Here is a 15,091-nt window from a genome sequence, read left to right on the forward strand (position 1 = left end):
AGACTTTTTTGCCGATATTGGCAGCTATAGAGATAAATTAAAATCTTTGATAAATACAAACTTTCAAATCATCAAAACTCCAAAATTGGTTTTGCAAACCTCTGTGAGTTAAGTATAATTTTGGTAGGGTTGGGTTTGTTGATAGTCACTAAAATCCAATGGATAGACAGCGCCGCTTCATTGGTACTTTCCTTAGTCATCTTTTACAACGGTTTCCAACTGATTCGCGGCTCGGTAGCTGCTTTGATGGACGAAACCGACCCCGAACTTTTTGAACACGCAGTGGATATTCTTAATAATCACAAGAAAGACTACTGGATTGATGTTCATCACATGCGCATTCAAAAATACGGCTCTGATTTACACGTTGATTGTCATTTAACCTTGCCCTATTATTGGGATTTAAGACAGGTACACGAAGCGGTTCATGAATTTGAACATGCTCTCGAAGCCAACAATGTAGGGCACGTCGAGCTTTTTATCCATGCAGATCCCTGCCTGCCTGAATGTTGCAAATACTGCCGGTTGAGCGATTGTTCAGCACGTTCAAGTGTTTTTAAAAAAGACATTGACTGGAGCATCCACAATTTAGCCAAAAACCAAAAACATTTTGTAGAAGCCGATTGACTGACTACCTGATTACGGTCTTTTCACTTTCACTCCTTGCAATAGACGAATTTATACAGCTTTTTTGTACTATTGTTTTCCACAATTTTCAAAACCTAACACCCAATGAATTTTAAATTATCCGACAAAACTGTTTTCGCCTGGCATAAGTGGCTGGGTATATTTGTAGGCGTTTTTACCCTGTTTTTAAGTATTACCGGGATCCTATTGCTTTTTTCCGACGAGATAGATGCCGCCACAGCCCCTGAATTAGTTAAAGTAACGCCTGCTCAAAAAAGGTTTCCGTTAGATTCTATGCTTTCCACCCTAAAGCAGATATATCCACAAGCGATTTTAAAGGAAACGATTTTGAATACGTCCCATCCCGACCACGCAGTGGTTACTGAAATGACGCTCAATAATGAACGGCAATGGGTGTATTGGAACCCCTATACCAATCAAATCAACGGAGTTCGTAAAAGTGAAGAACTATTTATGGAGAATGTGCTTGAATGGCACGAAGAATTCACCGCGGGAGAATTTGGTCACCTGTTCCTGTTTGTGGTAGGTTTGGCTCTGTTAGAGTCAGTACTGTCCGGATTGTGGTATTATCGAAAATCGTTGCTGAAAGTTTTTAAAATAGGAGTCCGAAACAGAAATACGTATCTCTTTAATGCCGACTTACATAAGTTAATCGGGGTAAGCAGTTGCCTGTTTTTACTGCTTATGGGCGGGACAGGCACTTTTTTTCACTGGGAAAAAATAGAACGAATGCTGGGCGAAGAAGGGGAAACTCCGCAACCGGTGGAAAAAAGTATCATGATACCCCCTCCGCCTGTTTCCCGAATCACGTATTCACTTGACCAATTTACGGGTGTTGCTGCCCAAAACATAGCCGGTTTTATTCCTGAATTGATCACTTATCCACAAGTCGATGAGTCACTTTCAGTATCCGGCGACCGTTCTGAAAGTATGCGTTTATTGGGAGAATTTAATTCGAGTGCTTTGTTTGACAGCAAATCAGCGGCACTTAAAGGCATAACTCACCGCGAAGACGGCGATTTGGAGCAAACTATGGAGCGCTCTTTTGAACAACTTCATTACGGCCAATATGGAGGAATTTGGAGCAAAATCATCTACGCTTTCGGCGGCTTGTGTTTGGCTACCCTTTCGATTACGGGATTCGTTATTTGGCTGAAAAAGAAGTAAATTGGAGGATAAACGATGTAAAAGGCTTTGTCCCTTTGCACACTACACTTTAGCCCTTATACATTATTAAGCTTTCGGGTGTGCCTGTTTATAAATCTTTTTCAATTTCTCAATCGTATTGTGGGTATACACCTGCGTAGCGGCCAAACTACTATGCCCAAGCAGGTCTTTGATGGAATTCAAATCGGCACCGTTATTGAGCAAATGAGTAGCAAACGTATGTCGAAGAATGTGTGGACTGCGTTTTTGAAGAGACGTAACAGCCGACAAATATTTATTTACAATTCGCTGAATCAGAACAGAATAGGCAGGTTCACCTTTATTGGTCAGAATCAGTACATTGGTGGAAGCATTAGGGAAATTTTCCCGTTTTATGCTTTGGTAGTTTTTAATCAAATCGGCCAATCCCTTGTAAATCGGAATGATGCGCTCTTTATTTCGTTTGCCCAACACCTTTAGTGTTTGGTCATAAAAATTCAGGTCATTGTCGCGTAATGTCAGTAGTTCGGCCAAACGCATTCCTGTTCCGTAGAGCAATTCCATGACCAATTTGTCGCGAATCCCATCAAAATCATCCGCAAAAGTCACTTCATCAAACATCAATTGCAGGTTCTTTTCTTCCACAAACATCGGCAAAGGTTTATCGGTTTTTAAGGCCGAAACCCGCAACGTAGGATTCGCAGCTATTACTTTACACCGCAACAAATACCCATAAAAAGACCGCAGCGTGGCCAGTTTTCGGTTCACGCTGCGGTGGTGTAATTCTGCCTCTACCAAACTCACCGCCCATCCGCGTATCATGCGAAAGTCGGCTTTGTCGAGGTCTTTCAGGTTGTATGTTTTCTCCAAAAACTCAGCAAACTGTTTTAAATCCTTCCCATAAGCGGTAAGTGTATGCGGGCTGAGCCGTTTTTCGTGGGCGAGGTGTTGGAGAAATTGTTCAAGCATGATCTATAACGTTCTTATTCTCATGTTTTTATACCAAGCTTCGTCGCCGTGGTCCTGCAATGCAATTTTACCTTTAGCGCGAGGCGTGGCATACGGCCATTTGGTGAATTTACTTTTAGCCAATTGCGCTTTCCAGGCATCACTGCCGTACTCATACTCAACCACTTTTACGCCATTAAGCCAGTGTTCCACATGATTCCCGTTGATTACAATTTTTGCTTTGTTCCACTCACCGGCAGGTTTAGCCACCCACTTACTTGGCGCCTGCATGTCGTAGTTAGCTCCCGTTTTTTGTTTATCGTTGATTGTCACCATTTTCCCGTTGTCATTAAACGGAGGATAGCCTTCATCATCAATCACTTGGTATTCCGGGCCTGAATAGTAGGGTGGATTTTTAGGGTCTTCTATGACTTTATACATCACACCACTGTTCTTCTTAGGTGGAATTTTGAAATCAAATTCCAGTTCAAAACTTTCAAATTCTTCATCTGTCACAAGGTCACCGGATTTGCCGTGGGTCATCAATGAGCCTCCCATCACCATCCAGCCGGAAGTGCCTGTTTTCCCGTACCTATGCCAACCCGCAGTGGATTTTCCGTCAAAAAGATTTTTCCACGGACCCGGTTTAGAGGCGTAAGAACAGGTAAGAAAGCCAAGTAAAAAAACAGTCAATAAAATACCGCTATTTTTCATGTTTAAAAGTAGTTTTTAGTTTAACAAAAAAGGGAATACACAGGTAAAATTTACTCGTTTATCTTCTTAGCAACTGCTACTCCAATCTTCGAATCTGCGGTTCCGTAATATAGAAACCATTTTCCTTTAAAAGAAGCCAAACCTTCCACAAAACACACCTGATTCACTTGCCCGACGATTTCGTAAGGCTTGTCCGGTTTCAGAAAATAGTTTTCTGAACGGTCTTTCAATTGGACGGGATTTTCGGCATCAAACAAAAACTGGCCGGCCGCATACGTTCCTTCGGCAAGGCTTGCATCGCCCGTTTGGTTATAATTCATTCCATTGTAAATCAGAACAATACCATCTTTCGTCAAAAAAGCCGGCGGCCCGGATTCCAACAAACGGGAGTCGTGTTTTCCGTTACGGGTAGTTGCTACCGGAATGCAGTTTACGTCCGAAACATCCAATGATTTATAAGCGGGGTCATTAGGTCGCGTGGCAGGATACCAGTTAATTAAATCGTCAGAAGTAGCAATATAAAGTTGGGCTTGATCACCCCAGTACATCCAATACTTCCCGTTGATTTTGGCCGCAATGAATTTATTGCCCACTTTCCGACACACAATTGCTCCTGATTTTGACCAAAAATCGCGTTTACCCTTAATAAAACTGTTGAAAGCCAATCCGTGTTTTTGCCAATGGATCAAATCACTTGAGGAAGCCACACAAAGACGGGCCAAGTCTCCATCGTACGCTGTATACGTCATTACATAACGCCCATCTTCGGTCTCAACAATGCGTGGGTCTTCGCAGCCTCCCTCCCACTCGTATTTTTTCATGAAGTCGTTGTCAGGATAAAACACGGGTTCGGGCATACGTTTGAAATGAATACCGTCATTGCTTGTTGCCAATCCCAAACGCGATGTTCCTGCGTACTTACCTACTTTATCCTCGGCTCTGTAAATCATATACACCTTGCCGTTTCGCACCACTACGGCCGGATTAAAGACGTCTTTCTCTTCCCAATTGACCGTTTCACCGCGTAATGGACATTTAAACGTGGTAGTAGCTTTAGCTTCCAGAATCGGGTTAGCAGCGTCTGCTTTCCGAAAAGGCCCAATCATCCAAGGCTGTTGCTTCTGAGCAAAAGTAAGTTGGGCAAGAAGAAGGAGTAAGAGTAGGTTTTTCATCTGAAAATCGTAGATTAGAAATGTAAAATCAATATGAAACTTACCCATTCGCTATTAACTCATTCCAGCGTTTTTTATGCTCAAATTTTAAAGCAGCATCATTTTCAAGAAGAGTCACGTAGTTATGAATAAATTCGGAGGTATTGGACAACAAACGGAGGTAGTATTTGAGTGACTTAATAACACCATTTACTATTACTTGACATCCGTGTACATTTCTAATTCGTTCAATTTCTTGTCGAATTGCATCCCTATCTGCCTCATTTATATCGGCAGTTGATAACAAATAATACCTTGATACCTGACTCGTTACGAACTTTTGAAAAGCATCTCTAACTAACTGTAAAGAAATAGGAATACCATGTTTTACTTCAACGGCTTCAAAAGGTCTTTCATTTTCATCAACAATGTCAATATCGCCAATTCTTCCACTACGCTTGTCTGCTGAGGTATGACTTTCTATCGCTTGCAATTTTTTGCCTTCAAAACGTTTAACTTCGCTTAGCAAACATTGATAAACTGCATATAAGGCAAGTGTTGGAAGACGAGAAGCTCCTTCTTCCAAATACTCGGAATGAAAATGGTTATTAAGCAATTCTGTGAGACCATCACAAGTTAGATCATAAGGTCTTGCAAAATCTATTTTACTATTATCCGAAACCATTTTAATATCCAATTATTAAAATTCCTTTTAGCGGTAAACTCAATCTATTACTGATATATAATGTTTCTAAAAAAACGCACACCTTTTGAAAATCGTCTTTCTTTTGGTAATCATTTCTGACAGCGATTATTAAATATTCAACCCCATACATCATACAGGCTTGAAAAATGTCTTTTAAAAACTGATAATTAACCACTGCCCTACCTGCTTCTACTTCCAAAACAATTTTCCCATCTGCACTTAATGCGTCTGCACTAAAATATTTGTCAATTTTATTATTAAGACCAAAAAGAACTGGAACCGGGATTTTATCTTCTTTTTTTTTGAAATCTCTACTTGAAAATTTAATGCTTGTAAATAGGGGGATATCTTTTTTAAAACACCATCACTATCTAAATTATTTTCAGGTGATTTTATTTCATCATATACCAATTCAAAGCATTTTACAACATTTTTTATCTCTTCTGAGATACCAACTGAGCGAGGGAAAAACTGATATTTAAGCATAACTTTTGCTAATTTTGACTTTTCTGTCGTAAAGGTAAGCTACGAATTTATTACATAACTATCTAAAAATCAATGTTTTACAAAAACAAAAACCCATATCTTATTTGATTTAGTATTAGTTAAAGCTAATTTGAAGGACATAATATATAAGTGTACCTCTTGTATCTTCAAAGCCCTTCATTTTTCCAGAAATACTGAAAGGTTGACATGGAAATCCTGCACACAATACACCATGGTCAGGTACAATATTTAAATCCAATTTGGTAATATCTCCAAATGGAATTTCACCAAAATTCAGTTCATATGCACGTTGAGCATGATAATTAAACTCAGACGTAAAAACACATTTGCCTCCAATCTCTTGAAAAGGTATTCTAAAACCGCCAATACCAGCAAACAGGTCGATAAAAGTAAAGTCTGGATTTTGCGGAGCTGGAAACGGCACATCCCAATTAAGGGGAAGAAGTTGTTGAATATTAGGCTCTTCTACTAAATTTAATTTGTCGGCTACTTCATCAAAATATTCTTTTGCTCTTATCTCATAAGATTTTGACAACTCATTCTCGTGATTATAAAGGAAGTGCGTAAAATATGCCAAATTTTCCGCACTCCCATTCATGTTTTCAAAACCAAGCTTTTCTCTTAATTCGCTGTATTTAACCATTTCACTGATTTTGAGTAATATTTATTTAGTACTGCTAAAACATTTTTAATCAAAACACAACGAAGCCGCTCCCAAAAGTCCGGCATCATTGCCAAGAGTAGCCCGTTTGATTTCGAGGTCTTTCAAATAGTAGGGTGTCAACCAATAGTTGAGTTGTTTCATTACGGCCGGAATGATGTAATCGTAAGAAGCCGACAAACCTCCGCCAATCAAAATCAATTTAATGTCCAAAATCCGAATCATAGCTACCAGACCATCACCCAGCATTTCGCCTACTTCCGTCCAGATTTGGAGGGCCAACTCATCTCCTTCCGCCGCTGCGGCTACAAGCCCTGTAGTTGAAATGGAACCATCATCAGGAAGCGCCGTTTCTCCTTTGTAGGCTTTGCGCATAACATTGGCCAAATCAAGCAATTCTTTTTTACCAATATTACGCTCCAGCACTTTACCATTCCGTGACGGAATATGCCCCGGCTCCATCGCATTACCGTCGCCGCCCACAAACACTTTGCGATTGATGATAGCAGCACCGCCTACTCCCGTTCCAAGCGTAATAAAAATATAATTTTCGTTGATTTTCTGTTCGGCAAAATAAAACTCGCCTAATGCTGCCGCGTTGGCGTCGTTTTCTAAATAAAATTGCACGCCTTCAAAACGTTTCGACAAATAGTCAACCAAAGGTACATTATCAATTTCCGGAATAGCCGTGATTTCGAGGGGAACGGTACGTTTACGATTAATCATCCCCGGCAATCCGATTCCTACTTTGGTAATGTTGGGATATTCGTGAAGTTGAACTGAAATGGCATCGCCCAAGTGTTTTTCAAAATGCCCTAATTCGCGCCAGCCGGCAGTATCGTGACTATAAAAATTAGAAATCCGACCAGTTTCAGTGTCCACGACACCCATTTTGACGTTAGTTCCGCCAACGTCTATGCCCAAATAATGTTCCATTGGTGATTATAAATCGTTATCAGTGAATTAAATACTAAAAGGATAGGTAGCTCGCAAATTACCAATTTTCGGGCCAAAATTCCTAAAATCAACTAATATCTCCTAATTGTGGACGCATCAAAATCTCCTCAATCACTGCACCGGGTGATAAATTATAAGCTGACCAAATCATTTTGGCCACATCAGTTGCCTGAATAAAACGCTCCGGCGGCAAATCTACTCCTTCCCAACTCGCAGTCAACGTAGCTCCCGGCAATATCGCCGTTACTCTGATTCCGTGAGGTTTGAGTTCTTCACGCAGTACTTTGGTCATTCCGTATAATGCAAATTTAGAGACGCAATAAGCCCCTCCGTTGGTGTAAGCAGTGATACTGGCAGTTGAACATAAGTTAAAAATATGCCCTTTCTTCCGTTCTATCATTCCTTCAATTACGCCACGGGTGAGATAATAAGCACTGTACAGATTGGTTTCAATCATACTTTCCAACGTTCCGGAAGGTTCGTTGTAGATTTGACCCGGAGCGAACAGTCCTGTGTTATTGACCAATACCTCCACGGGTCGGTTTAATTCCTGTATGAAATCAACGAAGGCTTCCACTTCTTTTTTTACCGCCATATCGGCGGTTTTTACATAAAGACGGGCAGGAGCATATTGCTCTTGAAGTGCTTTTTGTAAATCTGTTAAGTCGTTCTCATTACGGGCACACGTAACGACATCGAAACCGGCAGCCATAAATTGCTCAACCGTCGCTTTTCCAATCCCTTTGGTACCTCCACTGACAATTACAATCGGGTTCATCTTAAAAAAATGTTATTTTCGTTAAACAAAGGTTAAGATAATGTTTTACTTTTGTTGGCTTTTTCTTCCAAAAAAGCTATTTTTAACTCATAAATCATTTTTTTCAAACTTAAAAAATTGACAATTCATCAATGAATGTTTGGCATGTGTGTTTGGCCTTTGTAACTGCTTACCTGTTGGGGTCTATCCCCTCCGCCATTTGGTACGGTGAAGCTTACTTTGGGATTGATGTTCGTAAGTTTGGCAGCGGTAATTCGGGCGCAACAAATACATTTCGAGTACTGGGCAAACGTGCCGGTACGATTGTTCTGCTCATTGATGTTTTAAAAGGATGGACAGCGACAAAATTGGCCAGCATTTTATTCTTTTTAGGAGCAATTGATTCTTCTCAAATCCTTACTTTCAAGCTGTTATTAGGAACAGCCGCTATTTTAGGGCATTTATATCCTATTTTTGTAAATTTTAAGGGTGGAAAAGGGGTTGCCACATCGTTGGGGATGATTCTGGCCATCGACCCGCAGGTTGCCTCTGTCTGTATCGCCATTTTTGTACTGGTATTTTTAGCTTCACATTACGTTTCTCTAAGTTCAATGGTCGCGGCCTTTGCATTTCCCATGATTTTGGTTTTGGGAATTTTCGGAAAAGCCAGCACCTTACTGATTGTTTTTGGCTTCCTTTTGTTTGCTATTGTGGTACTTACCCATCAAAAAAACATTGTTCGTCTCCTAAACGGTAACGAAAGCCGCGTCTATCTACGACGGCGGCGAAATAAATAGTTTGAGTTGCTGCAAGTTGCCTTTGCGCCGGAACGTTTGCAGTTTACCGCAGTTCCATTATGTTTGTGCTAGAATGTTAATCTACATTCCAATCAGCAAACATTTGAACTACAATGTCAGCAATTTCTCTCACACTCATTCTCATTATTATCACCGTTGGTACCAGTTGGTATGCCTGGCAAAACCCTTCTTTGCTTGACAAATGGGTCATGGATCCCGTCCGGGTTTCCAAATACAATGAATATTACCGTTTTGTTACATCCGGCTTCATTCACGCCGACGTTGGGCATTTGATTTTCAACATGTTCAGCCTTTACTTTTTTGGAGAAGCCATGGAAATGTTTCTGGGTCAAATCTTCGGCCCCACTGGGACTTTTTATTATTTAGCCCTCTACATTGCCGGTATTGTGGTTTCGGATATTCCTACTTTTTTGAAACACCGCAAAAACAGCGGTTACAAATCGCTCGGTGCATCGGGAGGTGTATCCGCCCTTTTGTTCGCCTTTATCCTCTTGGCTCCTTTGCAAAAAGTATGTTTGTACTTCGCTATTTGTATTCCCGGGTTTATTTTTGGGCTCATTTATCTGGCATACTCATTTTATGAAGCCCGCAAGATGGGGGGCCGGGTCAATCACGATGCGCACATCTACGGTGCCATTTTCGGAATTCTTTTTATGGCCGTTATTTTGCCCGAAACTGTTCCTAATTTCTTTGCCCAAATTGCTTCTTGGAGACTCTTTTAAGACTTTTTGGCCTACGCTAATCGTTATTTTCTAAACATTATCTTTTAAATCATGAACAAACGCATTTTTGGGGCATTACCGATTTTAGCGGTTTCCTGCCTACTGTTTACCCCCGCAAAAGCGCAGGATGTATCCATCCAATACGCCCAAAGCATTACCCCACAAGACCTCGAACGACACCTGCGCGTTATTTCTCACGATAGTCTCGAAGGACGGGATACCGGTTCGCGCGGACAAAAAAAGGCGGCTAATTACGTGGCCAACTTTTTCAAATCCGTTGGCTTACAGGCAATTGTTCCTACTTCAGATGGTCAAAAATCGTATTTCCAGCCCTACGCACTTTACCAAAAAAGTTGGGGAGAAGTGTATCTTGCTACCGAACATCAGCGCTATGAACTACAGCACGATTTTTATTTGAGCGGTATACTCAATGTACTTTCGGAAGAAAAAGTCCCCGTGATATTTGCGGGTTATGGTATCGAATCCGACAAATATGATGACTATAAAAATCTGAATGTAGAAGGCAAAGCCGTAGTGTTTTTGGAAGGAGAACCGAAAGACAAAAGTGGCAAATTCCTGCTTTCGGGCGATGAGAAAGCTTCCAAATGGAGCAGCGATAACATGTCTTGGCAACGAAAAGTAAGTTTGGCGACTGCCAAAGGAGCAAAATATGTCTTGATAGTTTCTGATTTGACAGGCGATGAATTTACCCAACAGGTAGCTAAACGCGGAGCTATGAATCAGCGATTTAATCGCCTTTCCATGAAGCCATATACTGAAAAAGTGAGCGGAAATGCAGCTTTTACCATTTCGCGAAAAATGGCCTTGGATTTGCTTGGAATCAAAGAGAAAAAATTAGCAAAAATTCAGAAAGCCATTACTCAAAAAGGGCAACCACCTGCCACAGGAACCATTGCTGAACAGACTGTTCGCCTCAAAGCCGAACGCAAAGACAACATTGTCATGACCGAAAACGTCATGGGCTTTCTGGAAGGTACGGATAAAAAAGACGAAGTAATCGTTATTTCGGCCCACTTAGATCACATCGGTATTTCGGCAGATGGTCAAATCAACAACGGTGCCGACGATGACGGTTCGGGAACAGTATCTATTCTTGAATTGGCTGAAGCGTTTTCTAAAGCGAAAGCAGAAGGTCACGGGCCACGTCGCAGCATTTTGTTTATGACGGTAACGGGCGAAGAAAAAGGACTATGGGGCTCCGAATATTATACCTCCAACCCGGTAATTCCGTTGGCAAATACCATTTGTGACCTTAATATTGACATGATTGGACGCGTAGATGCCGCCCATAAGGATGACCCTAAGTATGTGTATGTCATTGGTTCTGATAAACTTTCGTCAGAACTGCACGCCATTGGTGAAGGCGCCAATGAAAAATACGTCAACTACAAGTTGGACTATACCTTCAATAACCCAACCGACCCTAACCGGTTTTATTACCGCTCCGACCATTATAATTTTGCCAAAAATAAAGTGCCGGTCATTTTCTATTTCACGGGAGTTCACGAAGATTACCACCGCCCGGGCGACGATGTAGAGAAAATCATGTTTGACAAACAGTCCAAAATTGTTCAGTTGGTGTTTCATACCGCGTGGGAATTATCCAACCGTAACGAGCGTATCAAAGTGGACAGCAATAAACCCTAAACCTTTAATCATGCTTTTTTTCGATAACCTTACCGATTTTCGTGCCCACGTAGGGCAGGAATTGGGCACAACTGAATGGGTCACTATTACTCAGGAAATGGTCAATGATTTTGCCAAAGCGACGGGCGATAATCAGTGGATTCACGTCGATACCGAAATGGCCGCTAAGTATTCACCTTTTAAAACCACCATTGCCCACGGCTTTTTGACGCTGTCGCTCGCTCCCAAGTTCATGTACGAGCTTTATCAGGTCAAATCCGTTAAAATGGGGCTTAATTACGGCACAAACAAAGTACGTTTTACCTCTCCCGTTCCCACTGGCAGCCGCGTACGGATGCACGCCACGCTGAAAGAGGTGGAAGACCAACAACCCAAAGGTATAAAATCAACGGTAGCGCTCGTATTTGAACTGGAAGGAAGCCAAAAACCTGCCTGTGTAGCCGAAATGATCAGTTTGATGTTTGAATAAAAAATGAAGACTGGAAAAACGGAGTACGGAGAAAGTAGTTATGAATCCGCTCCGTTTTCCGTAATTCCTTTTACCGTGTTCCAAACCACTTAAAAACCAACTGAAATGCGTTTAGAAAATAAAGTTGCCATCATTACCGGCGGTGCCCGCGGAATCGGCAAAGCAACGGCCGAAATTTTTACCCGCGAAGGAGCAAAAGTTATTATTTGGGATATGCTTGATGCGGGAGAAGAAACTGCTCAGGGACTCCTCGACAAAGGATTTTCGGCTGAATTTGTAAAAATAAGCGTTACAGACGTTCCTGCCGTTGAAGCTGCGGCGCGTGACATTTTTGAACGCTATGGCCAGATTGACATTTTGGTCAACAACGCCGGCATTACTCGCGATAAGTCTTTGCTTAAAATGTCCTACCAAGAATGGGCGCAAGTGATTGATATTAACCTCAATGGAGTATTCAATTGTACCAAAACCATTGTCCCTTACATGGTAGAGAAAAAATACGGTCGAATTATCTGTACATCGTCGGTCGTGGGGCAAACGGGTAATTTTGGGCAAACCAACTACGTAGCCACCAAAGCCGCCATCATCGGAATGGTAAAAACCTGGGCCAAAGAATTGGGGAAATACAATATCACAGCCAACGCCGTAGCACCGGGCTTTATTAAAACCGAAATGACGGATTTGATTCCCGAAGAAGTCAGAAATCAGACCGTGGCAGGCATTCCCGTGAAGCGCATGGGATTACCAGAAGATATTGCCAATGCTTATCTTTATTTAGCTTCTGAAGAAGCCGGCTATGTCAATGGACATACCTTGAGTGTGAATGGTGGAGTTGCTTAGAAAGTATGCTTGCATACCTTTTTTGAAAATTGTACATTTGACCCAAAGTCAAGTAAAACAATACACTTCTCAATCACACAAAAACAATGGTATTAGAAGGTTTAAACTTCAATCTGACCGAGGAACATTTGGCCGTACAGGAGGCCGCTCGCGATTTTGCCCAAAACGAACTGCTGCCGGGAATTGTAGAACGCGACAACGAACAGAAATTTGACCCAAAACTACTCAAACGCATGGGCGAGTTGGGTTTTTTGGGAATGATGGTATCACCCGAATACGGTGGCGGCGGTATGGATACAGTTTCGTACGTCATAGCGATGGAAGAACTTTCCAAAGTGGATGCTTCTGCCTCCGTAATAGTATCTGTCAATAACTCTTTGGTATGTTATGGATTGGAAGCCTACGGGACGGAAGAGCAAAAACGCAAATACCTTACCCCACTTGCTTCGGGCGACATTGTAGGTGCTTTTTGTTTATCAGAACCGGAAGCGGGCTCGGATGCCACTTCCCAACATACTACTGCCGAAGATAAAGGAGATTATTATTTAGTGAACGGCACCAAAAACTGGATTACCAACGGAGGTATTTCGTCAGTATGCTTAGTGATGGCGCAAACTCATCCCGAACTTCGTCACAAAGGGATCAACACCTTAATTGTCGAGAAAGGATGGGATGGTTTTGTAGTTGGTAAAAAAGAAGACAAGATGGGAATCCGCGCCTCTGACACCCACTCGTTGATGTTTTCGGACGTGAAAGTACCCAAAGAAAACCGCATCGGAGCCGATGGTTTTGGGTTTAAATTTGCCATGAGTACGCTCAACGGCGGACGGATTGGTATTGCAGCGCAAGCGCTGGGTATTGCGTCAGGAGCACTGGAGTTGTCTTTGAAATACGCCCACGAACGTAAAACATTTGGAAAACCTATTTTTGAACACCAATCCATTCAGTTCAAATTAGCCGAAATGGCCACCAAGATTGAAGCAGCCCGACTGCTGGTTTATAAAGCTGCCCGACTCAAAGACGAACACAAAGATTACGTACAGGCAGCGGCCATGGCCAAGCTGTTTGCTTCCGACGTAGCGATGTGGGCTACCACCGAAGCGGTGCAGATTCATGGCGGTTATGGCTATGTAAAAGAATTTCACGTAGAGCGCCTTATGCGTGATGCCAAGATTACTCAAATTTATGAGGGTACCTCAGAAATACAAAAATTGGTGATAGCCCGTGAGTTACAAAAAGCCTGAATAATCCAATTTTTGACGTTTTTCAAAAAAAAAGTGCGCGTTTCTTTGCAGGATTCGCGTACTTTTTTTTATATTGAAAAAAATTCCACACTTGTATTAGATTTGTACAATTATTAGTTTTGTACAAATTTTATAGGAACAACGGAATTTCAGTCAATAAACAAAGAAGGAATTAACCCATTATCAAATGGAAGATTATAATAAAATCATCGAATCCCTGGGCGTGAAGTTTATCAAAGCTCGTCACATCCGCATGTTGCAAACCATTACCATTAAGAATTTCTACGATGTCGAAAACTCATTGATGATTCTTTATGATGGAGAAGTATTATTTGCCAATGAAAAAATTGAAGTCGGCGATATGCTTTTTATTCCCGGAGGAAAACATGCTACCGTAACTTACAGCAGCGGTGATAATGTACAACCCAAGGTAGTGAGCAACGAAGAATTCCTGACTCGCCGTGAATTGTACTTTGACAGCTTGCGTGATTCGTCGCAGGTTGGGAAAATTCCTCACTCATTTGGATTGGTTGCTTTTGATGCGAAGGTGTTTGACTCGGTCAACTTCTTTACGTCGTTGGACATCCCTCCTTTTATTATCAAGAACAATTCCTACATGGCGCGGTTGATTGGCGAAATCCTCCAGGAAGATTTTAACGATACACCGGGTCGCGGACGCATTATCAAAATCAAAACCGAAGAGTTGGCGATTGAGGTTATACGTTATATTTTGAAAAACAAATTGTTTGTTGAACAGCTTGTTACCAACAGTACTTACTTTAAAGATCCTCGTTTGATTGACATTTTTGCGTACATCAAAGATAATTTAGGAGGTGATTTGTCCAACAAAGTATTAGCTAACGTAGCCAATGTTTCGGAAGATTACGTAGGTCAGTACTTCAAAATGTTGACTCAAATCAATCCTCAGGATTACATTGAGTATCAGCGCATGGAAGAAGCGGTTACGCTGCTCAGAACCTCTAAAAAAAGCATTCGCGCCATTGGTGCTGAAGTCGGTTATAAAGATACGGCCTATTTCTGCCGCCGTTTCAAAATGATGTTTGGAATTCCTGCCGGCAAAATGCGCCGCAGAGAATCACTAATGAACGTTTAACCGGTTCGATACATCGGACTA

The 15,091-nt window shown here is 41.6% G+C and carries 18 protein-coding genes; 9 read left to right on the top strand and 9 right to left on the bottom strand.

Annotated elements, in window-relative coordinates; translation table 11 throughout:
- Positions 1-129: 129 nt before the first annotated feature.
- The gene (locus Q0081_RS01135) at positions 130-627 is read left to right on the top strand and encodes a cation diffusion facilitator family transporter (protein WP_298348350.1); all 498 of its coding nucleotides are present in this window, start codon (positions 130-132) and stop codon (positions 625-627) included.
- A gap of 105 nt (positions 628-732) precedes the next feature.
- Positions 733-1,815, top strand: coding sequence for a PepSY domain-containing protein (locus Q0081_RS01140; RefSeq protein ID WP_298348352.1), 1,083 nt, complete (start codon positions 733-735; stop codon positions 1,813-1,815).
- A gap of 66 nt (positions 1,816-1,881) precedes the next feature.
- Here Q0081_RS01140 and Q0081_RS01145 read toward each other — a convergent pair whose 3' ends face one another.
- From Q0081_RS01145 to Q0081_RS01185, 9 genes are all read right to left on the bottom strand, one after another.
- On the bottom strand, positions 1,882-2,763 hold the full coding sequence (locus Q0081_RS01145; protein WP_298348354.1) for a tyrosine-type recombinase/integrase: 882 nt from the start codon (positions 2,761-2,763) through the stop codon (positions 1,882-1,884).
- A 3-nt stretch (positions 2,764-2,766) separates the two neighbouring features.
- On the bottom strand, positions 2,767-3,456 hold the full coding sequence (locus tag Q0081_RS01150; protein WP_298348355.1) for a DUF1080 domain-containing protein: 690 nt from the start codon (positions 3,454-3,456) through the stop codon (positions 2,767-2,769).
- A 50-nt stretch (positions 3,457-3,506) separates the two neighbouring features.
- Positions 3,507-4,628: a glycoside hydrolase family 130 protein gene (locus tag Q0081_RS01155; RefSeq protein WP_298348358.1), complete on the bottom strand. Its 1,122-nt coding sequence runs from the start codon at positions 4,626-4,628 to the stop codon at positions 3,507-3,509.
- Between the two features lie 40 nt (positions 4,629-4,668).
- Positions 4,669-5,304, bottom strand: coding sequence for a hypothetical protein (locus Q0081_RS01160; protein WP_298348359.1), 636 nt, complete (start codon positions 5,302-5,304; stop codon positions 4,669-4,671).
- Positions 5,294-5,512, bottom strand: a complete 219-nt coding sequence (locus Q0081_RS01165) for a hypothetical protein (RefSeq protein WP_298348361.1) — start codon at positions 5,510-5,512, stop codon at positions 5,294-5,296. Before Q0081_RS01165 ends, Q0081_RS01160 begins: the two co-directional genes overlap by 11 nt.
- 20 nt (positions 5,513-5,532) lie before the next feature.
- Positions 5,533-5,799 (bottom strand): hypothetical protein, encoded by a 267-nt coding sequence (locus Q0081_RS01170; RefSeq protein WP_298348362.1) that lies wholly within the window; start codon positions 5,797-5,799, stop codon positions 5,533-5,535.
- A 115-nt stretch (positions 5,800-5,914) separates the two neighbouring features.
- On the bottom strand, positions 5,915-6,463 hold the full coding sequence (gene dcm / locus Q0081_RS01175) for a DNA (cytosine-5-)-methyltransferase (RefSeq protein WP_298348364.1): 549 nt from the start codon (positions 6,461-6,463) through the stop codon (positions 5,915-5,917).
- Positions 6,464-6,508: 45 nt separating this feature from the next.
- Positions 6,509-7,417: an ROK family protein gene (locus Q0081_RS01180; RefSeq protein ID WP_298348366.1), complete on the bottom strand. Its 909-nt coding sequence runs from the start codon at positions 7,415-7,417 to the stop codon at positions 6,509-6,511.
- An 88-nt stretch (positions 7,418-7,505) separates the two neighbouring features.
- Positions 7,506-8,216, bottom strand: coding sequence for an SDR family oxidoreductase (locus Q0081_RS01185; RefSeq protein WP_298348368.1), 711 nt, complete (start codon positions 8,214-8,216; stop codon positions 7,506-7,508).
- 131 nt (positions 8,217-8,347) lie between these two features.
- Here Q0081_RS01185 and plsY point away from each other — a divergent pair, with 131 nt between their 5' ends.
- From plsY to Q0081_RS01220, 7 genes are all read left to right on the top strand, one after another.
- Entirely contained in the window at positions 8,348-8,992 is a 645-nt protein-coding gene (gene plsY / locus Q0081_RS01190; RefSeq protein WP_298348371.1) for a glycerol-3-phosphate 1-O-acyltransferase PlsY, read from the top strand.
- 122 nt (positions 8,993-9,114) lie between these two features.
- Positions 9,115-9,735: a rhomboid family intramembrane serine protease gene (locus Q0081_RS01195; protein WP_298348414.1), complete on the top strand. Its 621-nt coding sequence runs from the start codon at positions 9,115-9,117 to the stop codon at positions 9,733-9,735.
- A 51-nt stretch (positions 9,736-9,786) separates the two neighbouring features.
- Positions 9,787-11,403 carry a M28 family peptidase gene (locus Q0081_RS01200; protein ID WP_298348373.1) on the top strand — a complete coding sequence of 539 codons (1,617 nt, stop codon included), beginning with the start codon at positions 9,787-9,789 and terminating at the stop codon, positions 11,401-11,403.
- 10 nt (positions 11,404-11,413) lie between these two features.
- The gene (locus Q0081_RS01205) at positions 11,414-11,872 is read left to right on the top strand and encodes a MaoC family dehydratase (RefSeq protein WP_298348375.1); all 459 of its coding nucleotides are present in this window, start codon (positions 11,414-11,416) and stop codon (positions 11,870-11,872) included.
- A 105-nt stretch (positions 11,873-11,977) separates the two neighbouring features.
- On the top strand, positions 11,978-12,712 hold the full coding sequence (fabG, locus tag Q0081_RS01210; protein ID WP_298348377.1) for a 3-oxoacyl-ACP reductase FabG: 735 nt from the start codon (positions 11,978-11,980) through the stop codon (positions 12,710-12,712).
- 86 nt (positions 12,713-12,798) lie between these two features.
- The gene (locus Q0081_RS01215) at positions 12,799-13,956 is read left to right on the top strand and encodes an acyl-CoA dehydrogenase (RefSeq protein WP_298348379.1); all 1,158 of its coding nucleotides are present in this window, start codon (positions 12,799-12,801) and stop codon (positions 13,954-13,956) included.
- 187 nt (positions 13,957-14,143) lie between these two features.
- Positions 14,144-15,070, top strand: a complete 927-nt coding sequence (locus tag Q0081_RS01220; RefSeq protein WP_298348381.1) for an AraC family transcriptional regulator — start codon at positions 14,144-14,146, stop codon at positions 15,068-15,070.
- Positions 15,071-15,091 lie beyond the last annotated feature (21 nt).

Origin of the sequence: Runella sp., assembly GCF_027484545.1 — a bacterium.
Lineage (GTDB): Bacteria > Bacteroidota > Bacteroidia > Cytophagales > Spirosomataceae > Runella.